Source organism: Amycolatopsis alkalitolerans (assembly GCF_006152065.1).
GTDB lineage: Bacteria > Actinomycetota > Actinomycetes > Mycobacteriales > Pseudonocardiaceae > Amycolatopsis_E > Amycolatopsis_E alkalitolerans.
This window is the reverse complement of sequence record NZ_VDFW01000019.1, coordinates 82128-100084: the sequence shown is the minus strand read 5'-3', so window position 1 is coordinate 100084 and position 17957 is coordinate 82128. Positions and strand designations below refer to the sequence as shown.

Genomic DNA, 17957 nt, shown 5'->3' with positions numbered 1-17957 from the left:
CCACGCCCGCCGCGCGCAACCGAGCCCGGCCGGAGGCCACCTGAAATGCCGTGAGGGACCCCCTCATGCCCTATACGGCCGTGAGGGGGTCCCTCACGGCACGCAGGTAAGCACGCCAGCTGCCGTGGGAGGTGATGTCCCGGGTGGGGTCGGCGCACGCGCTGTCGGCGACGAAGCCCAGGACGGTGCTGCCGTCGTCGAGGGTGAGCGGGCCCAGGTGCAGTGGCTCGGCGATCGTTGGCAGCAGTGCGCCGATCGCGTCGTGCGGCAGGTCCCACACCTCGAGTTCGAGCCCCGCCGCGGGACCGTCGCCGGTGCGCACCAGGCCGGGCCGGGGGAACGGGCCGTCCACGGTGTACATCCGGTGGCCGGGCCCGGTCCTCGCCCGGCTGTGCAGGACACCGCCGAGCCGCACGAGATCGGCGTTCGCGGGCTGGCCCGTCAGGTGCGCGCCCGCGACGGCGAGGAGCGCCCGGCCGGCCGGCGGGCCGGCGGGCTCACCGTTCCACCGCGCCGCCAGATCGAGCAGCGGCGCGTCGGCGAACGCGGGCGCGAGCAGTTGCACGCCGAAGGGCAGCCCGTCGGGCCGGAGACCCGCGGGGACCGCGACCGCGCACAGATCGAGCAGGTTCGCCATGTTCGTGAACACCCCCAGTCGCGAGTTCGCCCCGATCGGATCAGTCGCGACCTCCGCCAGCGTCGGATGGCCCGGGGTGACCGGCAGCAGCAACGCGTCCACGCCGGTGAAGGCCAGCTCGGCCACCAGCCGCAGCCGGGCGAGTTCGTGCAGGCCGCGGAACGCGTCCGCGCCGGAGAACCGCTCCGCGCCGAGCACGATCCGCCGCACGGCCGGATCGGCGCCGTCACCGAGCAGGTGCCCGAAGGCGGCGAACCGCTCCGCGACGAACGCCGATTCGTACAGCAACCGCGCCGCCGCGAGGAACGGCTCGACGTTCACCGGTACCACGTGCGCGATCTTCGCCGCGTGCGTGAGCGCCGCGGTCCATGCCTCCTGGTGCTCCGGGTCCAGTTCGAGCGGCCCGTCCGGCACCGCGACGACCCGCATCTGCCGCGCCACGCCCGGCGGCAGCAGCGCGGGCATCGGGCGCGAGTACGGATCATCCGCGTCGTAGGCGATCAGTGCGTCGAGCACCGGGCGGGCGTCGCCCACGGTCCTGGTCAGCGTCGTGACGCAGTCCAGGGACGGGCAGGCCGGCAGCACCCCGCGCGTCGAGACCAGGCCCCGGGTCGGTTTGACCCCGACCAGGCCGTTGAAGGCCGCCGGCACCCGGCCGCTGCCGGCCGTGTCGGTCCCGAGCGCGAACGGCACCGCGCCGAGGGCCACGGCGATCGCGCTCCCGGAGCTGCTGCCACCGCTGACATGCTCGGGGGAGAAGGCGCTGTGACACGCCCCGTACGGGGAGCGGGTGCCGACGAGCCCGGTCGCGAACTGGTCCATGTTCGTCTTGCCGACCGGCACCGCGCCCCGCGCCTGAAGCCGCCGCACCGCGAATGCGGTTTCGGTCGCGGGCGCGGTGAGGTCCGGGCAGGCCGCCGTGGTCGGCACCCCGGCGATATCGATGTTGTCCTTGACCGCGAACGGGATCCCGGCCAGTGGTCCGTCCGGAACGGACGCCGGTGGTTCGTCGAGGACGGTGATGAACGCGGGCTGGCCGATGTCCCGCACGGCCTTCAGGTTCATCGAGCCCGCCACCTTTCCCGCTCGGCGTCGAACGCCGCTTGCCTGCTCTTGCGGAACAGCTCGATCTCCGCGCGGTGCCGCGTTTCCAGCTCGTCCACTTCGGACAGTGAGAACCGAGCTGGTCTGGTCTCGAGTGCCTTGCCCGCCTTGACCTCCGCCCGCAGATCCGCCAGTTCCCCGGCGCTGACGGGGGAGAACCGCAGCCGGTCGAACTGGCGCAGCAGCCAGGGCGGTTCGGCCGAGCCGGGCACATGCCGCCACACCGGGACCGTCCGGCCGACCAGCTGGTAGCCGCCGGGGCCCTCCATGCCGTACACGCACAGGTACACCCCGCCGATGCCGACCGCGTTCTGCGGGGTCCAGGTGCGCGCCGGATCGTACTTCGTGGTGACCAGGCGGTGCCGCGGGTCGATCGGCAGCGCGACCGGCGCACCGAGGTACACGTCGCCCAGCCCGATCACGAGGTACGTGGCGTCGCGCACGACGCGGAACACTTCGTCGCGCTCGCCGAGATCGTTGATGCGCCGGATGAACTCGACGTTGTCCGGGCACCACGGCGCGTCGGGACGGACCGAGCGGGCGTAGCGCGCCATCGCTTCGTGTGCGGCCGGATGGTCGAACGCGATCGGCAGCGTCACCTCCCGCACGTCGAGCGTGACGCCCGCCGGATCCGGCACCCCGGCGGCGAGTTCCCCGAGCAGGCCGGCGAGCTTCGCGAGCGGGAGCCGGTCCGGATCCACCCGCACCAGCAGCGAACGGACACCCTCGACGAGTTCGGCGACCCCGTCCGGTGCTGCCGCGCGCAGCGCCTGGGCGAGCAGGTGAACCCAGACGCGCACGCGCAGATCGAGGACCGGCGGCCCGGCTTCGGCGAGCACATGGTGGTCGCCGGCGCGGCGGATCACCAGCGCGGGCGCCGCACCGTCGGCCGGGCGTTCGAGCAGCAACCCGTGTTCGGCCAGCAGTTCCGGGCCCGCTGCGGGAAGCACGGGCTCGGGAGCGGGCCGTCCCGCGAGGGTTCGCTCGAACTCCGCGACCACGGCGCCGCGCGGATCCGCCAGCAGCGCCGCTCGGGCCGCGTTGGCGTTGTCGGCCTCCTCCGGCGCCACGAGCACGAGCCGCACGGTGTCGCCAGGCCGCGCCTGCGCGAACTTCCACCGGTCGGCGTGGATCACGGTGAACGGCACCACGAACCCGCCGAGGCTGGGCCCGTCCGGGCCGACGACGACCGGCGTGTCGCCGGACAGCATGATCCCGCCGACCGGATAGGCGCTGTCGTGGATGTTCGACGGGTGCAAACCGGCCTCGCCGCCGTCCTGCCGCGCCCACCGGGGGGCCGGCCCGGCCAGGCGCACCCCGGTCCGGTCGGCGCGGTGGTCGATCGTCCATCCGGCGCCGAGAAGTTCGGCCGCGCCTTCGGGTGTGAGATGTTCGGGCGCGCCGTGCGGTCCGGCGAGCACCCGGACAGTCCATTGTGTACTCATCGCGGGCAGCAGCGAGGCGACGTCGACGGGCGCGGCGAGATTCTCCGTCCGGCCGACGGCCATCGTGTCACGCGCGACGAGCGCCCGGCCTTCGAGGCCACCGAACCCGCCGAGCAGGAACGTCGCCTTGCTCCCGAACACCTCGGGCACCACGAGCCCGCCCGCCACGGCGAGATAGGCCCGCATACCCGGCCCGCCGCACCGGCCGAGGTCCACAACGGACCCAGTGGTCACCACCCCGGGCCGGATCGGTTTACTGTCCACAGTGGCCTCGGGCGCGGCGCCGGTGAGACAGATCGTGGTCCGCCGGTCGAACCGCAGCACCGGCCCGGTCACGACGGCTTCGAGCCCGGCCGCGCCGGGCGGGTTGCCGACGGCGGCGTTGGCGAGCGCGAAGGACAGGTCGTCCCACGCGCCCGACGGCGGTACGCCGACGTCCCACATCCCGCCACGGCCGGCGAGATCCTGCACCGTGGTCTGGGTTCCGGGGCTGAGCACGGTCATGGTCGTGGCCGGCGCCGCGGTCATACGTCCCACCAGCCCAGCAGCCGGACCGGCGTCGGATCCCAACCGTTGCACGGGTTGTTGAGCTGCGGGCAGTTGCTGATCAGGACGTACAGCTCGCGCTCGGCCCGCACCTCGACGTACTTGCCCGGCGCGGACAGCCCGTCGGAGAAGGTGAGGCCACCTTCCGCCGTCAGCGGCACGTTCATGAAGAAGTTGATGTTGTGCCCGAGCTGCCGCGCGCCGATGCCCACCCGTGCGCCGTAGCGCAGGAACGTCTCCCGGCAGGCGTGCTGGTGGCGGGTGTGCTCGCCGTAACGGACCACATTGGACTCCTGCGCGCACGCGCCGCCGAGCGTGTCGTGCCGGCCGCAGGTGTCGGCGGTGATCGTCGCGAGCACGTCGAGGTTCAGCGACAGCAACCGGGAGCCCGTGGTCAGGTACGCCGCGCCCTGTTCGCGCACGGTGTCCATCGCGCTGTAGCGGTTGTCGATGTCGGCGGCGTCGTAGAACAAGGTGTCGACCGCCTGATTCCCGTGCAGGTCCACGATCCGGAAGGTGCCGCCCGCCGGGATCGTGCCGAGATACCCGTCGCCGTCGGCCACGGTCACGTCGAGTACGGCGGTCGCCGGGTCGAACGTGCTTTCGTACCGGGTCGCCGTCACGCCAGCACCTCCTTGGCGGCTCGCAGGGCCCGCGCGCTCTCGGCACGGAAGGTCCACGAAGGATCGTCGTCACCGGCCGCGTCCCCGGGGCCGATCTCGGCCAGCACCGCCGCCGGTGTCCATTGTGGATCGAGCGGATGCGGGGAGGTGGACAGCACGACGAGGACGTCCTGTTCCGCCCGCAGCGTCACCCAGTCGCCCGCCTTCGCATGCCCGGGCAGGAAGGTCAGCGTGCCGTCGCCGGACGTGGCGGCCTTCGCGAAGAAGTTCACGCAGGCGTGCAGGTCGGCAGGGCCGCGGCCGTGCTTGCGCAGTTCACCGAGCAGCCCGGCGCGCGCCGAGCGCCGCCAGGTGTTGCGGCCGGCGGTGTAGCTCGACGGACCGAACCGCTCGAGGTGCGCATCGCACGAATGCCCGCACAGCGCGTCATGCCAGTCGAGCGAGGACCCGGTGACCGAGCACAACGCGGTCCCGCGATCGGACATCAGCACCATCGGCGGGTGGATCCGCGCGCTCATCTGCGCCTTCAGGGTGTCCGGGACGTTGAGGCGGTCCACCGGATGCCCCGCCGCGAACAGCAGCGCCGAGCAGTTCGCGCCCGCGGCGAGCGCGGTGAGCTTCAGCTCCCGGCCGCCACGTACGAGCACGGACCAGGCCGCGCCGCCGGGAATCTCGTGGGAGACAAGCACCTCGGTCATTCCGCCACCGCCAGCGCCGGGGCTTCGGCGGGGCGGCGCGCCTGCACCGCGTACGCGAGTGCGCCGACGAGGAGCGTGCCCGCCAGGAACAGCGGGGCGAACCATTGCAGGTAGAGGTTCCCGCCCGCCGGGTCGAACACCTCCGCGCGCGGCCAGCCGAGGTTGATCGCCATCGCGGCACCCCAGACGACGGCGAGCGCGTTCACCGCGATTCCCCAGCGCCCGAGGCTGAACCGGCCCTGCTCGGGCTTCACCTCACCGCGCAGCCGCCGCACGAGCAGCGGTGCCGTCACCATCAGGTAGGCCAGGTACAGCAGCATGATGCAGACGCTCGCGATCGTCGTGAACAGCGCCGCGTTACCGACGTTGACCAGCAGCAACGCCGCGGCGACCAGCGCGACCACGACGGACGCGCGCACCGGGGTGCCGGTCCGCCGGTTGACCGTGGACAGCCCGCCGGAGAACGGCAGGACCCCGTCGCGCGCCATGGAGAACACCATGCGCGTCGCGGAGGTCTGGATCGCCAGCGTGCACACGGAGACCGCGATCGCGACGTCGACGAGGAACACCCGGCCGAGCGTGTCGCCGAGCCGGCTGGTCAGCACGTACGGCAGACCGCGGGCGGGGTCGCCCAGGCTCCCGTCGGTGACGCTGGACGCGGCCATCAGGGTCGCCAGCAGCATGAGCGCGCCGCCGAGCCCGGACACCAGCACCGCACGCAGGATCGTGCGCGGGGTGGTGCGGCGGGGGTCGCGGGTCTCTTCCGACAGTTCACCGGCGCTGTCGAACCCGACGAGGACGTAGGCCGCCATCAACCCGGAGACGGCGAACGCCCACAGGTAGCCGTGCCCCTCGACGCCCTGGGTCTGCAGGACGACACCAGGACCACGCTCGGCGTGGGAGAACAAGGCGATGCACAGCAGCGTCACGCCGACCAGTTCGCAGGTCACGCCGACGCTGTTCACCACCGACATCAGGCGCACGCCGATCGCGTTGATCGCCGTCGTCACGCCGAGCAGCAGCACGCCGAGCACGACCGCGTTGGCCGCGCCGGAGGTGCTGGTGAGCGAGGAATCCCCGGGCACGAGCTGGAAGCCGGACCACACCGGCGGCAGCACGACCTGGAGCGCGATGGCCGCGCCGGCCAGGGTCACCACCTGGGCGACCATCATCAGCCAGCCCGCGGTCCAGCCCCAGACGCGGCCGCCGAGCCGGCTCGACCACTGGTAGATCGCGCCCGAGATCGGGTAGCGGGCGGCGAGTTCGGCGAAGCACAGCGCCACCAGCAGCTGGCCGGCCAGCACGATCGGCCAGGTCCAGAAGAACGCCGGGCCACCGAAGGAGAAGCCGAAGAAGAACAGCTGGAACACCGTGGTCAGGATCGAGACGAACGAGAAGCCGGCGGCGAAGGAGCCGTACCCGCCGATCTTGCGGCGTAACTGCTGGCCGTAGCCGAATGTGGACAGGTCACCGGCGTCGGTGCGGGTAGGTGGTGATGTCACGGTCATGTCGACCTCCGGATCGAAACCCGGACCACACGCGCAGCCCGGGGCCGTGATGGCCTCCCGGGCTTTTCTCCCGCCGTGGAACGGTTCCGGCTCCCGAGCCGGACCGCCTGCGTCTCTCGGACCAGACCCACCGAAGTGGCGGAACCCTAGACGCGCCCCGCACTGGTGCGGGTCGCGGATCAGTGCACCGGCCGGCCGTGTCGTCGCCGGGTCAGGATCGTGAACACGGCGTATCCGGCCGCCGGTTCGGTGGCGACCGTGCGTCATCTGCCGTTCACATTCGTCCGTGCGGCGGTATCAACCGGTTCTTTCGGACGAAAGCAGGGCGCGTGGTGAATGAAAGGGAAAGCGCGGGGAAAACCCGTTGCCGAACGTGTGCGGCCCACCCGATCGTGGCGATATCATCGGCCGCGCCGGGGGCGGAGCCTGCCGGTCGACGACGAGCCCGGGAGAGTGGATGAGACGTGCGGACAGCACCAGCGGGGAGAGCCGAAGATTTCCGGGACGCCGGGTTAAAGCCGGTGCCCTGGCCGTCGCTTCGCTCGCCCTGGTGCCGTTCCTGTCCGGGGAAAGCGGCCCGCTCGGGCTGACGTCCACAGTGGACACTCCCTCGGTGGGGGCCGACGGGCGCGCGTCCGGGCAGCTCAGGCTCGGTCCCGGGGTACTCGACGCCGCGGGCAGTCCCTTGCTGCTGCTCCAGCAGCTGCCTTCGTTCGACCAGGTGCCGCTCACGCCGCTCGGCGCGCCCGTGGTGGGCGCCCTCGGTATCCCGGAAAGCGCGCTGCAGGCCTATCGCCGCGCCGAGCAGGAGCTCGCGCGCCTCGCGCCGGGATGCCATATCAGCTGGTCGCTGCTGGCCGCCATCGGCCGCGTCGAGTCGAACCACGCGCGCGGCGGCCGGGTGGACGCGAACGGCACGACGCTGACGCCGATCTTGGGGCCGATCCTCGACGGCGCCGGGTTCGCCGCGGTCCCGGACACCGACGGCGGCCGCTACGACGGCAACACCACCTGGGACCGCGCGGTCGGGCCGATGCAGTTTATCCCGGCCAGCTGGGTCAAGTACGCCTCCGACGGCAACGGCGACGGCGTGGCGGATCCGAACAACGTCTACGACGCGGCGCTCTCGGCCGGGAAGTACCTGTGCGCGGGCGGGGGAGACCTGCGCGACCCGCAGCAGCGCGCGCAGGCGGTGTTCCGGTACAACCACTCGGACGACTACGTGCGCACGGTCCTGTTGTGGGCCGACGCCTACGAGCGCGGAGCCAGCTCCATCCCCGACGGCCAGCTTCCAGCGGGCCCGGTCGCCGGATCGGCGGGCCTGCCCGGCCCGGCCGTCGAGCCGCCTCCGGCACCAGTCGCGGCCGCTCCACCCGCTCCGCCGGTCACGGCCACACCGGCTCCGGCCTCGCCGGGCGCCCCGCCCGCGAAGACGTCCGCTCCCAGCACCACGAGGTCCTCCAGCCCCACCACTTCGTCGTCCAGTGGAACGACGGCACCGCCGACCTGCCCCACGACGACACCCCCATCATCCACATCGGACACGACGACGACGCCCCCGGCCACGACGACCACCACGCCGCCGCCGTCGACGACCACCAGCACGACCACCACGACGACATCGGCGACCACGACGACGCCGTCCTGCTGAGCCTCGCTCAGTTCGGGCACCTGCCCCAGTTCGAAACCCCGGCCGCGTTACTCACCGCGGTGCGCGAGTTCGCGGCCGGGCTCCCGGGCTAGGACCTGGACGCTTTGACGGTCTGGATGTACTGGCTCGACGCGCCGAGCCACGCGAAGACCAGCCCGGCGACGGCCAGCAGCAGGGCCAGGTAGCCCACGACGCTGCCGCCGCGCCCGCTGGCGAGCAAGATCACCTGCAGCACGGTGAGCACGGTGAGCGTGATCCGGGCCCAGTTCCGGCCGGCGCGGAGCTTGAACGCGAGCCACAGGTAGATCAGCGAGATCAGCAGCGCGATCACGACGGCCGAGATGACCGCGATCCGGGCGGCGTCCTGGATCTGGCTCTCGGTGAGGTGGGCGGTGTTGGCGCGGCGCAACGCGTCCGCGATTTCGCCCTGGTTGCCCGGCACCAGCAGGCCGCTGACGATCCCGATCACGGTCGAGGCGAGGTAGCAGTAGAACGCGGTCGTGATCGTCGACGGCACGGCGGTTTTCCCTGGCGGGGAGACGTCTCCGCCGCCGGCCGGATAGGGCTCGTACGGCCCCGGTGACTCGGTCATGCCGGAAATCTAGGGCACGCCCGCCCCCTTTGCTCACCGACGGGCGTACCGGGCGAAATTGTTACGCTTCGGTGCCTGAGACGGAAGAAGGGGAGCGGCACCATGGCCGACTGGCCGGATGACACCGATGACGTCGTGTTCAAGCAACTCGACGAGGAAGACACGCTCGAGTACGGCAGACCCGAGGACCCGCTCGACGAGGGCTACACCACGGTCGAACGTCCCCGGGCCACCGAAGGCTGGGGCACGACACCGCGCGAGGAACGGCTCGGCGAGGGCCTCGACAGGCGCCTCGCGCGCGAACTGCCCGACGACTACGACGACGAGGACGACGACGGCCTCGGCGACATCGAGGGTACCGACGGCGAGCTGATCGACGACGAGGTCGGCGATCTGCGCGCGGGCCGCCTCGTCGCGGGCGAGGCCGGTGACGAGGAGCTGTTCGCCACCGACATCGGCATCGACGGTGCCGGAGCGTCGGCCGAGGAGGCCGCCGTCCACGTGGTCCCCGAAGCGGACGAGCGCTGACCGGCCGCCGCCCGCTCAGTTCGCGGCGGCCTTGCCCAGGCGCTCCTTCGCGTCAGCCACCGGGTCGCGCGGTTTCGGCCGGTTGTCGGGCTGGCGTGGCTTCGGCGCGGCCTTCTTCTCCTCGAGCCGCTCGGTCACCAGATCCACCGTCTCCCCGATCTTGACCAGCTGGTCGAGCAGATCGGCCCGCGTCTCGCGCAGCTTCGCGACCTCGTTCTCGGCGCGAGTCACCAACCGTCGCGACTCCTCCGCCGACGCCTTCGCGGCCTGCTCCCGGAACCGCCGCGCCTGATCGGACTCCCGCTCCAGCTCGGCACGCATGTCGGCGACGTCCTGCGCGGCCTGCTCCCGGATCTCGCGGGCCTCCGACTCCGCCAGCGCCACGATCCGCTCGACCCGGGCGCCGATCGCACCGGATCCGGGCGCCTCCAGCGGCACCGCCGGATCCGAGCCCAGCTCTTCGAGCCGTGCCTGGGCCTCGCGCAAGGCGTCGGCCTGGCGTTCGGCCTTCACCCGTACCGACCGCACGTACTCGTCGACCTCGGCGCGGCGGTACCCGCGCAGGCTGACGCCGAAGGTGGGCGTGTCCGCGGTGTCCTCGTCCGGATTCATGCCCCGATCCTGCGGCGGCTCCGGCACCCACGGCAAACCGGATCGCGCCAACCGCCCGTTCGACTGAAAACCCGTCAGGGGGCTTGTGCCCGCCCCGTCACCTACCCTCGGGTTCATGACCCGCACCCGCGCGTACCGCGACGGCGTCCTCGAAGCCGAGGACTTTCCCGCCGAACTCCTCTCGGACTACCTCCGCGACGTGAACGTCACCGTCTGGATGGACCTGTGCGCGCCGGCCGAGGACGACCTCGCGATGGCCGCCGACGAACTGGGCCTGCACGCGCTCGCGATCGAGGACGCGGTCAGCGAGCATCAGCGTGCCAAGCTCGATCACTACGACACGCACTGCTTCCTCACCGCGTACGGCGTGAAACTCGATGAGGAGTCCGGGATACTGGCCGCGGCCGAGATCGACGCGTTCGTCACCGAGCGGGCGCTCGTGACGGTCCGCAAATCCGAGCGCTTCGACATCGACGCGGTCCTCGCGCGGTGGGATTCGGCCACGGAACTGGGAAAGAGCGGTGTCGGGTACCTCCTGCACGGGCTGCTCGACTACATTGTGGACGGTTACTTCTCCGCCGTGCAGTCGCTCGACGACCAGATCGAGGCGCTGGAGGACATGGTCTTCGACGACACGGTGGACCACAAGGAGATGCAGCGCCGGTCGCTGTACCTGCGCAAGAGCCTCACGAAGCTCCGGCGTGTCGTGCTGCCGATGCGCGAGGTGGTGAACTCGCTGATGCGGCGCGATCTCGGTGTCGTCGACGACGTGATGGGGCCGTACTTCCAGGACGTGTACGACCACGTGCTGCGCGCCACCGAGTGGACGGAGTCGCTGCGGGATCTGGTCACCACCGTCCGCGAGACGCAGCTGACGATCCAGGGCAACCGGCTGAACGTGATCATGAAGAAGCTGACCGGCTGGGCCGCGATCATCGCGGTGCCCACCGCGATCACCGGCTTCTACGGGCAGAACGTGCCGTATCCCGGTTTCTCTCAGTGGTCGGGCTTCATCACGTCCACCGTCGCGATCCTGCTCATCGCGGGCGCGTTGTACGCGTTGTTCAAACGCCGCGACTGGCTTTGACGGCGCCACAGCCACCCGATGTCGCGGCCGAACGACCAGGCCAGCGCCGCCAGAGCGCCCGCCGTCACGGCGACGGCGGCGGCATCCGGCAGCAGGCCCGAGCCCGCGACCACGAGCACGATGCCCTGCAGCGCGGCGACGGTCTTGCGCGCGACGCTCGCCGGCAGGGCCGCGCGCAGCCACGGCAGGGCCCACGCCGCGGCGGCGAAGACGTACCGCATCGCGCCGATCGCGAACACCCACCAGCCATGGGCCAGCGCGACCTGAACGCTCAGCATGAGGATCAGGAACGCGTCGACCTCCATGTCGAACCGGGCGCCGCGGGCGGAAACCGTGCCGGTGCGGCGCGCGACCCGGCCGTCGACCGCGTCGAGCGCGAGCGCGACCGAGGCGAGCGCGACGAACACCGGCCCCGGCTGGGCCGTGCCGAACCGGTCGATGACCAGCGCGGCCACCCCGCCGACGAGCACCGCGCGGGCGAACGTGACGAGGTCGGCCGGGCCCAGCGCGCAGGACCGTGAACGGTGCATCGCCGAGGCGAGCAGCACCCCCAGTACCAGGGCGAACGCGGTGCCGGTCAGCCAGCCGGCCGGGCCCAGCCCGATGAAGCCGCCGAGCCCGGCGAGCAGCAGGAGCTGGGCGGCCATCCCGGCGGCCAGCTCGGGAACCACCGCGACCGTGCTGTACTGAGCTCGTGTGATCATCGTTTTCCCTTGCACCCGAACTTTTCCGGAGGACGCCCATGACACGAACCGGAAGGGCATTCTGGTTCAATCCGCCCCATGGCGGCGAGATCCGGACGGCCGCGCTCGCCGCGCCGGGGCCGGGCCAGGTGCTGGTCCGCACCCTGTTCTCCGGGGTGAGCCGGGGCACCGAGGCGCTGGTGTTCCGCGGCGGCGTGCCCGGAAACCAGTATGACATCATGCGCGCGCCGTTCCAGGAGGGCGAGTTCCCCGGCCCGGTCAAGTACGGCTACCTCAACGTCGGCGTCGTCGAGGAGGGCGAGGCGGATCTGGTGGGGCGCACGGTGTTCTGCCTGTATCCACATCAGACCCGGTATGTGGTTCCGTCGGCCGCGGTGACCGCCGTCCCCGACGCCGTCCCGCCGGGCCGCGCGATCCTCGCGGGCACCGTGGAAACGGCCGTGAACGCGCTGTGGGACGCCGCGCCGCTCGTCGGCGACCGCATCGCCGTCGTGGGGGCGGGGATGGTCGGGGCGAGCGTCGCCGGGGTGCTCTCCGGGTTCCCGGGTGCCCGTGTGCAGCTGGTCGATTCCGATCCGTCGCGCCGTGCGATCGCGGAGGCGTTCGGGATCTCCTTCGCCGCTCCCGAAGACGCGGCGGGCGATTGCGACCTCGTCGTGCACGCGAGCGCCACCGGCGCGGGGCTCGCCCGGTCGCTCGAACTGCTCGGGATGGAGGGCGAGGTGATCGAGCTGAGCTGGTACGGGGACCGGCAGGTGAGCGTGCCGCTCGGCGAGTTCTTCCACTCGCGGCGGCTCGCCGTGCGCAGCAGCCAGGTCGGGTCGGTCTCGCCCGCGCGGCGCGCCCGCCGCACCGTCGGCGACCGGCGCGCGCTCGCGTTGGAGCTGCTGGCGAACCCGGCGTTCGACGTCCTGATCACGGGGGAGAGCTCGTTCGACGAACTGCCCGGCGTGCTGCCAAGGCTCGCGGACGGATCGCTTCCGGCGCTGTGCCACCGGATTGCGTACGGTGCGTGACATGTTCTCCGTGACCGTTCGCGACCACGTGATGGTCGCCCACAGTTTCCGCGGCGAGGTCTTCGGTCCGGCGCAACGCCTGCACGGCGCGACGTTCGTGGTGGACGCGACGTTCCGGCGCGCCGGACTGGACGCCGACAACATCGTCGTCGACATCGGACTGGCGACGGCCGAACTGGGCAAGGTCCTGGCCGGGCTCAACTACCGCAACCTCGACGACGAGCCGGTGTTCACCGGCGTCAACACCTCGACCGAGTTCCTCGCCAAGCACATCGCGGACCGGCTTGCCGAGCGCGTGCACGCCGGGGCGCTCGGCGCCGGAGCCCGCGGGCTCGCGGGAATCGCGGTGACACTGCACGAGTCGCACGTCGCTTCGGCCGGCTACGAGCGCGACCTGTGACGATCGTGCACGTCGTGCTGCCCGGTGACGTCGACGACGTGACCGTGCCCAGCGGCGGCAACATCTACGACCGCCGGGCGTGCGAAGGCCTGCCCGGCGTGCACGAGACGGCGCTTCCCGGAGCGTGGCCACGCCCGGCGTCCACCGCAGGGCTGGCCGCGGCGCTCGCGGCCAGCCCGGACGGCGAGGTCGTGCTGCTCGACGGGATCGTCGCATGTGGAGTGCCGGAAGTCGTGGTGCCGCAAGCGAAACGGTTGCGCCTCGCGGTCCTCGTGCACTTGCCACTGGCGGACGAGACGGGACTGGCACCACCGGACGTCACGGATCTGGACGCCCGCGAGCGCGAGACGGTGCAAGCCGTGCGCGCGGTCATCGCGACCAGCGGGTGGGCGGCGAACCGGCTCATCGAGCATCACGGGCTGCCGCCGGAAAAGGTTCACGTCGTCCCGCCGGGCACTGATCCCGCCCCGCTCGCGCCCGGCACCGACGGCGTTTCCCACCTGCTCTGCGTCGCCTCGCTGACCCCGCGCAAGGCGCAGCATCTGCTGGTCGAGGCCCTGGCGCGGGTCGAGGGGGCGTGGCGGTGCACGCTTGCCGGACCGGTGCGGCGAGACGCGGCCTATGTGGAGCGGATCCGGAAGCTGATCCGCCGGCACGGGCTCGGCGAGCGCATCGACCTCGCGGGACCGCTCACCGGGCGCGCGCTCGAAAACGCCTATGCGGCCGCCGATCTCGTGGTGCTGCCCTCACTGGCGGAGACCTACGGCATGGTCGTGACCGAAGCGCTCGCGCGCGGGATTCCGGTGCTGGCGACGGATGTGGCCGGGATCGCGGAAACCCTTGGGGCGGCGGGGATCGTGGTGCCGCCGGGCGACGCGGCCGCGCTGGCGGACGGGCTCCGGTCGTGGTTCGGCGATCCGGTCCGGCGGGACGCGCTCCGCGGCGAGGCACGCGCTCGCCGTGGCATGCTGGCGCCGTGGACCGAAACCTCACGCCGGCTGGCGGCGGTGCTGGCCCGGCTCTGATCCCGGCGTTCAGCCCGGATTGGCTGGCACTGCGCGAAAAGGCCGACGCCGCGGCCCGTGCCGTCGCACTGCTCGAACCCTTGCGTGCCGTCCTCCCGGACGCTCTGCTCGTGGTGCACGACCTCGGCTGCGGCACCGGTTCGATGGGCCGCTGGCTCGCGCCGCTGCTGCCGCGGCCGCAGCGCTGGGTCCTGCACGACCGCGATCCGCAGTTGCTCGCCCGCGCCGCCGCGAGTATCCCGGCCCCGGCCGAGATCCGCGCCGGCGACCTGACGAAGCTGACCGCGCGCGATCTGGAAGGCGCCTCCCTGGTCACCGCCTCGGCACTGCTCGACCTGCTGACGGCCGACGAGGTCGACGCGCTCGCCGAGGCGTGCACGGTCGCGGGATGCCCCGCGTTGCTGACTCTCTCGGTCGCCGGGCAGGTCGGGTTCACCCCGCCGGATCCCCTCGACCGCCGCTTCGCCGCCGCGTTCGACGACCACCAGCGACGGGAAACCGGCGGCAGGCGCCTGCTGGGACCGGATGCGATCGAGGTCACGATCGAGGCGTTCGTGCGGCGTGGGGCGATCGTGCACAGCCGCCGCAGCCCCTGGCGGCTCGGCCCCGGTGAACTTTTCCGGCAGTGGTTTCGTGGATGGGTTGACGCCGCGTGCGAGCAGCAGCCCGAACTGCAGCCGTACGCCGCGGACTACCAGTGTCGCCGGCTCGGCAGCGAGGTCGTGGTCGGCCATGTCGACCTGCTCGCGATCGGTGGTGCGCCTTGTTCAACAGAATCTGGCCCTGGCTGAAACTCCTCGTCGGGGCCGGCATCCTCGGCGTCCTGGTGTGGCGCGTGGGCAGCGGCGCCTTCCTGGCGGGGCTGCGCGCGATCGACGGGCCGGCGCTGGCGGCGGCGCTCGTGATCGGGCTGGCCACGACGGTCGCGAGCGCCTGGCGGTGGTGCCTGGTCGCCCGCCGCCTCGGGCTTCCGCTCAAGCTCGGCGAAGCGGTCACCGAGTACTACCGGGCGTTGCTGCTCAACGCCGTGCTGCCCGCGGGCGTGCTCGGGGACGTGCACCGCGCGGTCAGCCATGGCCAGCAGTCCGGTGCGATGGGGCGCGGGGTGCGGGCGGTGTTCCTCGAACGGTTCGCGGGCCAGGTGGTGCTGATCGCGGTCGCCGTCGTGGTGCTGCTGGCCGACCCGGGTCTCGCCGGGGTCCTGCCGGGCGGTGACACGGCGATCGCGGTGGTGGGTGTGGTGCTCGCGGCCGGCGCGCTCGCGGCCGCGGCGCGGTGGGGCCGCGGCCTGCTCGACCGGTCCACGTTGCCGGGCGTCATGCTGCTGTCCGCGCTGACGGTGGTGGGCCATGTGACGATGTACCTGGTCGCCATCCGGGCCTCGGGGCTGCACGCCCCGGTGACGACGCTGGTCCCGCTCGTGGTGCTGACACTGCTGGTGATGGGCCTGCCGGTGAACATCGGCGGCTACGGGCCGCGCGAGGCTTTCGCCGCGGTCGCGTTCGGCGCCGCGGGCCTCGGCGCGGCGCACGGCGTCACCGCGGCGGTGGTGTACGGGGTGCTGACGCTCGTCGCCGCCCTGCCGGGCGCGCTCGTGCTGTTCCTGCGTGGTCAGCCGAACAGGGCCAGATGCGTCCCGAAGGTGGCCACGAGCGCCGCGAGCACGTCCTTGCCCTTGCCGGCGGTGGCCAGGGAGGGGCGGCCGATGACGCCGGATTCCGTATAGGCCTCGACGCCCGTGGTCAGCAGGTGGCGCCGGTCGGGGGCGACTGAGTCGGCCGTCTCGTACCCGGGCCGGACCAGCTGCGGATGCGCGTGCAGCAGGATGGAAGTCTCCAGTTCGCCCGCGTGCATGTCGGTGTCGCTGCTGGTTTCCAGGCCGGCGGCCGCCCGTGCCTCGTCCCACTCGGCCACGCCGGGGAACAGGGCCATGGCGCCGCGGCTTTCCTGCACCACATTGGCCAGGACGTAGTTGCCGCCGTGGCCGTTGACGAGGACGAGATGGCGGATCCCGCCCTGGCGAAGGGAAGCGGCGATGTCGGTGACCATCGAGTACAGTGTCTTCGCCGAAACGCTCACCGTGCCCGGCCACGCCGCGTGCTCGTGCGAGCACGAGATCGTGACCGGCGGCAGCAGCCGCACCGGATACGCCGCCGCGATCCCGGCGGCGAGCGTGCATGCGATGACGGTGTCGGTGGCCAGCGGCAGGAACGCGCCGTGCTGCTCGAAACTGCCGACCGGCAGCACCGCCACCGCGGTGTCGTGCCCGGAGATTTCGGCGGTCGTGGTGAACGGCAACAGGTCCATTCGTCGTGTATACCGGGAAAGCGCGGTTCGAGACCATGGGAGCACTGGATGCCCGACCCGATCATCGCTGACAACGACGTCGCCGAGTCCGAACTGGTGACCCGGCGCGGGACGTTCCGCGCCGTCGCGTTCGCCTACGGCGGCCACGAGCATATGGCGCTGGTGTACGGCAGGGCGCCGGTGCATGCGGACGTGCTCGTGCGGGTGCACTCGGAATGCCTGACCGGCGACGTGTTCGGCGCGATGCGCTGCGAATGCGGCGAGCAACTCGGGGCGGCGCTCGACGCGATCGTCGGCGAGGGCAGCGGGATCCTGGTGTACCTGCGCGGGCAGGAAGGGCGCGGGATCGGCCTGGTGGCGAAGGTCCGCACCCATGTGCTGCAGGACGAGGAGGGGATGGACACGGTGGACTCGGCCACGAGCCTCGGCCTGCCGGTGGACGTCCGCGACTACACGCCGGCCGCGCGGATCCTCGCCCACCTCGGCGTCCGGTCGGTGCGCCTGATGTCCAACAACCCCGACAAGATCGCCTCGCTGGAGGAACACGGCATCACGGTCACCGCGCGGGTGCCGCTGCTGATGCCGCCTCACGACGGCAACATCGCCTATCTCCGCGCGAAACGCGACCGGCTCGGGCACGATCTGCCGCAACTGGAGGAGTTCGCGATCGGCGAGCGCCATGGCTGATCACCAGGAACTACTGCCGGTGGCCCGCGAGGCGGTGGCGATCGCGCGCCGGATCGTCCGCGAGCGCGCCCCGGTTTCGGTCATTGCCAAGGGGGATCGCGATCTGGTGACCGATGTGGACCTCGCCGTCGAGGAGGCGGTGCGGGAGTTCCTCACGGGGGAGACACCGGAAATCGGGATCCTCGGTGAGGAGCACGGCCGTACGGGGCCGTCCGACGGGCTGTGGTGGGCGCTGGATCCGGTGGACGGCACGGCGAACTTCGCGCGCGGGATCCCGCTGTGCGGCGTGTCGCTGGGGCTGGTGGAAGCACGCTGTGCCGTGCTGGCGGCGATCGACCTGCCGTTCCTCGACGTGACGTACACGGCTGTCGAAGGTCATGGCGCCTTCGCCTGCGACGAGCGCATCCACGTGTCCGGCGCGACGGATCTCGCGGACGCGGCGATCGCGATCGGGGATTTCGCGGTGGGGGAGGGCGCGGAGGTGAAGAACCGCGCGCGCCTCGCCCTGCTGGCCGCGCTGGGCGCGCGTGCGCAGCGCATCCGCATGTTCGGCACCGCCGCCGTCGACCTGGCGTGGGTCGCGCAGGGAAGGCTCGAAGCGACGGTGATCCTCGCGAACCTGCCGTGGGACACCCTGGCCGGTGTGCTGCTCGTGCGCGAAGCGGGCGGGTTCGTCCTCGACGGCGACGGCACCGGGCACACGGTGGATTCGGCGGCCACCATCGCCGTCTGCCCTGGCCTGAAGGCCGAGCTGATGAGCATCTTTGGGAAACCGGCCGTATAACGA

General features: G+C 72.0%; 19 protein-coding genes and 1 riboswitch. Of the genes, 10 read left to right on the top strand and 9 right to left on the bottom strand.

Annotation, left to right across the window (positions count from 1 at the left end; all coding sequences use genetic code 11):
* Positions 1 to 70: 70 nt before the first annotated feature.
* Genes atzF through FG385_RS21355 form a run of 5 tightly spaced genes read right to left on the bottom strand, consistent with a single transcriptional unit; the run spans position 71 to position 6561 of the window.
* Positions 71 to 1702, bottom strand: coding sequence for an allophanate hydrolase (gene atzF / locus FG385_RS21375; RefSeq protein WP_235022711.1), 1632 nt, complete (start codon positions 1700 to 1702; stop codon positions 71 to 73).
* On the bottom strand, positions 1699 to 3714 hold the full coding sequence (locus FG385_RS21370; RefSeq protein WP_139098536.1) for a 5-oxoprolinase/urea amidolyase family protein: 2016 nt from the start codon (positions 3712 to 3714) through the stop codon (positions 1699 to 1701). The genes atzF and FG385_RS21370 overlap by 4 nt, the downstream gene beginning before the upstream one ends.
* Complete coding sequence (locus FG385_RS21365; RefSeq protein WP_200834578.1) at positions 3711 to 4355, bottom strand: urea amidolyase associated protein UAAP2; 645 nt, start codon at positions 4353 to 4355, stop codon at positions 3711 to 3713. Before FG385_RS21365 ends, FG385_RS21370 begins: the two co-directional genes overlap by 4 nt.
* Positions 4352 to 5053 carry an urea amidolyase associated protein UAAP1 gene (locus tag FG385_RS21360; protein WP_139098535.1) on the bottom strand — a complete coding sequence of 234 codons (702 nt, stop codon included), beginning with the start codon at positions 5051 to 5053 and terminating at the stop codon, positions 4352 to 4354. Before FG385_RS21360 ends, FG385_RS21365 begins: the two co-directional genes overlap by 4 nt.
* Positions 5050 to 6561, bottom strand: coding sequence for an amino acid permease (locus FG385_RS21355; protein ID WP_139098534.1), 1512 nt, complete (start codon positions 6559 to 6561; stop codon positions 5050 to 5052). Before FG385_RS21355 ends, FG385_RS21360 begins: the two co-directional genes overlap by 4 nt.
* Before the next feature lie 52 nt (positions 6562 to 6613).
* A riboswitch (guanidine-I (ykkC/yxkD leader) is annotated at positions 6614 to 6722 on the bottom strand.
* 296 nt (positions 6723 to 7018) lie between these two features.
* Here FG385_RS21355 and FG385_RS21350 point away from each other — a divergent pair.
* Positions 7019 to 8212, top strand: coding sequence for a lytic transglycosylase domain-containing protein (locus tag FG385_RS21350; protein ID WP_139098533.1), 1194 nt, complete (start codon positions 7019 to 7021; stop codon positions 8210 to 8212).
* An 88-nt stretch (positions 8213 to 8300) separates the two neighbouring features.
* Here FG385_RS21350 and FG385_RS21345 read toward each other — a convergent pair whose 3' ends face one another.
* On the bottom strand, positions 8301 to 8804 hold the full coding sequence (locus FG385_RS21345) for a hypothetical protein (RefSeq protein ID WP_139098532.1): 504 nt from the start codon (positions 8802 to 8804) through the stop codon (positions 8301 to 8303).
* A 102-nt stretch (positions 8805 to 8906) separates the two neighbouring features.
* On the opposite strand from FG385_RS21345, the gene FG385_RS21340 reads away from it, so the two are divergent.
* Entirely contained in the window at positions 8907 to 9332 is a 426-nt protein-coding gene (locus FG385_RS21340; protein ID WP_139098531.1) for a DUF5709 domain-containing protein, read from the top strand.
* Positions 9333 to 9347: 15 nt separating this feature from the next.
* On the opposite strand, the gene FG385_RS21335 is transcribed toward FG385_RS21340, so the two are convergent.
* A complete protein-coding gene (locus FG385_RS21335; protein WP_139098530.1) occupies positions 9348 to 9944 on the bottom strand; it encodes a hypothetical protein in 597 nt (198 codons plus the stop codon).
* Positions 9945 to 10059: 115 nt separating this feature from the next.
* Here FG385_RS21335 and FG385_RS21330 point away from each other — a divergent pair, with 115 nt between their 5' ends.
* On the top strand, positions 10060 to 11031 hold the full coding sequence (locus FG385_RS21330) for a magnesium transporter CorA family protein (RefSeq protein WP_139098529.1): 972 nt from the start codon (positions 10060 to 10062) through the stop codon (positions 11029 to 11031).
* Here FG385_RS21330 and FG385_RS21325 read toward each other — a convergent pair.
* Positions 10941 to 11735: a CDP-alcohol phosphatidyltransferase family protein gene (locus tag FG385_RS21325; protein ID WP_139098528.1), complete on the bottom strand. Its 795-nt coding sequence runs from the start codon at positions 11733 to 11735 to the stop codon at positions 10941 to 10943. The two genes, FG385_RS21330 and FG385_RS21325, sit on opposite strands and share 91 nt — an antisense overlap.
* 38 nt (positions 11736 to 11773) lie before the next feature.
* Here FG385_RS21325 and FG385_RS21320 point away from each other — a divergent pair, with 38 nt between their 5' ends.
* The 5 genes from FG385_RS21320 to FG385_RS21300 are packed head-to-tail and all read left to right on the top strand — an operon-like array spanning position 11774 to position 15902.
* The gene (locus FG385_RS21320; protein WP_139098527.1) at positions 11774 to 12751 is read left to right on the top strand and encodes a zinc-dependent alcohol dehydrogenase; all 978 of its coding nucleotides are present in this window, start codon (positions 11774 to 11776) and stop codon (positions 12749 to 12751) included.
* A 1-nt stretch (position 12752) separates the two neighbouring features.
* A complete protein-coding gene (locus tag FG385_RS21315) occupies positions 12753 to 13151 on the top strand; it encodes a 6-pyruvoyl trahydropterin synthase family protein (RefSeq protein ID WP_139098526.1) in 399 nt (132 codons plus the stop codon).
* Positions 13148 to 14176 (top strand): glycosyltransferase family 4 protein, encoded by a 1029-nt coding sequence (locus FG385_RS21310; protein WP_139098525.1) that lies wholly within the window; start codon positions 13148 to 13150, stop codon positions 14174 to 14176. Before FG385_RS21315 ends, FG385_RS21310 begins: the two co-directional genes overlap by 4 nt.
* Positions 14176 to 14967 carry a class I SAM-dependent methyltransferase gene (locus tag FG385_RS21305; protein WP_200834585.1) on the top strand — a complete coding sequence of 264 codons (792 nt, stop codon included), beginning with the start codon at positions 14176 to 14178 and terminating at the stop codon, positions 14965 to 14967. Before FG385_RS21310 ends, FG385_RS21305 begins: the two co-directional genes overlap by 1 nt.
* Positions 14940 to 15902 (top strand): lysylphosphatidylglycerol synthase transmembrane domain-containing protein, encoded by a 963-nt coding sequence (locus FG385_RS21300; protein WP_139098523.1) that lies wholly within the window; start codon positions 14940 to 14942, stop codon positions 15900 to 15902. The genes FG385_RS21305 and FG385_RS21300 overlap by 28 nt, the downstream gene beginning before the upstream one ends.
* Here FG385_RS21300 and FG385_RS21295 read toward each other — a convergent pair.
* A complete protein-coding gene (locus FG385_RS21295) occupies positions 15788 to 16483 on the bottom strand; it encodes a creatininase family protein (protein WP_139098522.1) in 696 nt (231 codons plus the stop codon). The genes FG385_RS21300 and FG385_RS21295 overlap by 115 nt on opposite strands.
* Positions 16484 to 16531: 48 nt before the next feature.
* Here FG385_RS21295 and FG385_RS21290 point away from each other — a divergent pair, with 48 nt between their 5' ends.
* Positions 16532 to 17170, top strand: a complete 639-nt coding sequence (locus FG385_RS21290) for a GTP cyclohydrolase II (RefSeq protein ID WP_139098521.1) — start codon at positions 16532 to 16534, stop codon at positions 17168 to 17170.
* Positions 17163 to 17954 (top strand): inositol monophosphatase family protein, encoded by a 792-nt coding sequence (locus tag FG385_RS21285; RefSeq protein WP_139098520.1) that lies wholly within the window; start codon positions 17163 to 17165, stop codon positions 17952 to 17954. Before FG385_RS21290 ends, FG385_RS21285 begins: the two co-directional genes overlap by 8 nt.
* Positions 17955 to 17957 lie beyond the last annotated feature (3 nt).

What these genes read in the sequence shown, in the direction of transcription:
- atzF (WP_235022711.1), bottom strand. Translation starts at nt 1,702, where the DNA reads ATGAACCTGAAGGCCGTGCGGGACATCGGCCAGCCCGCGTTCATCACC.
- FG385_RS21370 (WP_139098536.1), bottom strand. Translation starts at nt 3,714, where the DNA reads ATGACCGCGGCGCCGGCCACGACCATGACCGTGCTCAGCCCCGGAACC.
- FG385_RS21360 (WP_139098535.1), bottom strand. Translation starts at nt 5,053, where the DNA reads ATGACCGAGGTGCTTGTCTCCCACGAGATTCCCGGCGGCGCGGCCTGG.
- FG385_RS21355 (WP_139098534.1), bottom strand. Translation starts at nt 6,561, where the DNA reads ATGACCGTGACATCACCACCTACCCGCACCGACGCCGGTGACCTGTCC.
- FG385_RS21350 (WP_139098533.1), top strand. Translation starts at nt 7,019, where the DNA reads ATGAGACGTGCGGACAGCACCAGCGGGGAGAGCCGAAGATTTCCGGGA.
- FG385_RS21345 (WP_139098532.1), bottom strand. Translation starts at nt 8,804, where the DNA reads ATGACCGAGTCACCGGGGCCGTACGAGCCCTATCCGGCCGGCGGCGGA.
- FG385_RS21340 (WP_139098531.1), top strand. Translation starts at nt 8,907, where the DNA reads ATGGCCGACTGGCCGGATGACACCGATGACGTCGTGTTCAAGCAACTC.
- FG385_RS21335 (WP_139098530.1), bottom strand. Translation starts at nt 9,944, where the DNA reads ATGAATCCGGACGAGGACACCGCGGACACGCCCACCTTCGGCGTCAGC.
- FG385_RS21330 (WP_139098529.1), top strand. Translation starts at nt 10,060, where the DNA reads ATGACCCGCACCCGCGCGTACCGCGACGGCGTCCTCGAAGCCGAGGAC.
- FG385_RS21325 (WP_139098528.1), bottom strand. Translation starts at nt 11,735, where the DNA reads ATGATCACACGAGCTCAGTACAGCACGGTCGCGGTGGTTCCCGAGCTG.
- FG385_RS21320 (WP_139098527.1), top strand. Translation starts at nt 11,774, where the DNA reads ATGACACGAACCGGAAGGGCATTCTGGTTCAATCCGCCCCATGGCGGC.
- FG385_RS21315 (WP_139098526.1), top strand. Translation starts at nt 12,753, where the DNA reads ATGTTCTCCGTGACCGTTCGCGACCACGTGATGGTCGCCCACAGTTTC.
- FG385_RS21295 (WP_139098522.1), bottom strand. Translation starts at nt 16,483, where the DNA reads ATGGACCTGTTGCCGTTCACCACGACCGCCGAAATCTCCGGGCACGAC.
- FG385_RS21290 (WP_139098521.1), top strand. Translation starts at nt 16,532, where the DNA reads ATGCCCGACCCGATCATCGCTGACAACGACGTCGCCGAGTCCGAACTG.
- FG385_RS21285 (WP_139098520.1), top strand. Translation starts at nt 17,163, where the DNA reads ATGGCTGATCACCAGGAACTACTGCCGGTGGCCCGCGAGGCGGTGGCG.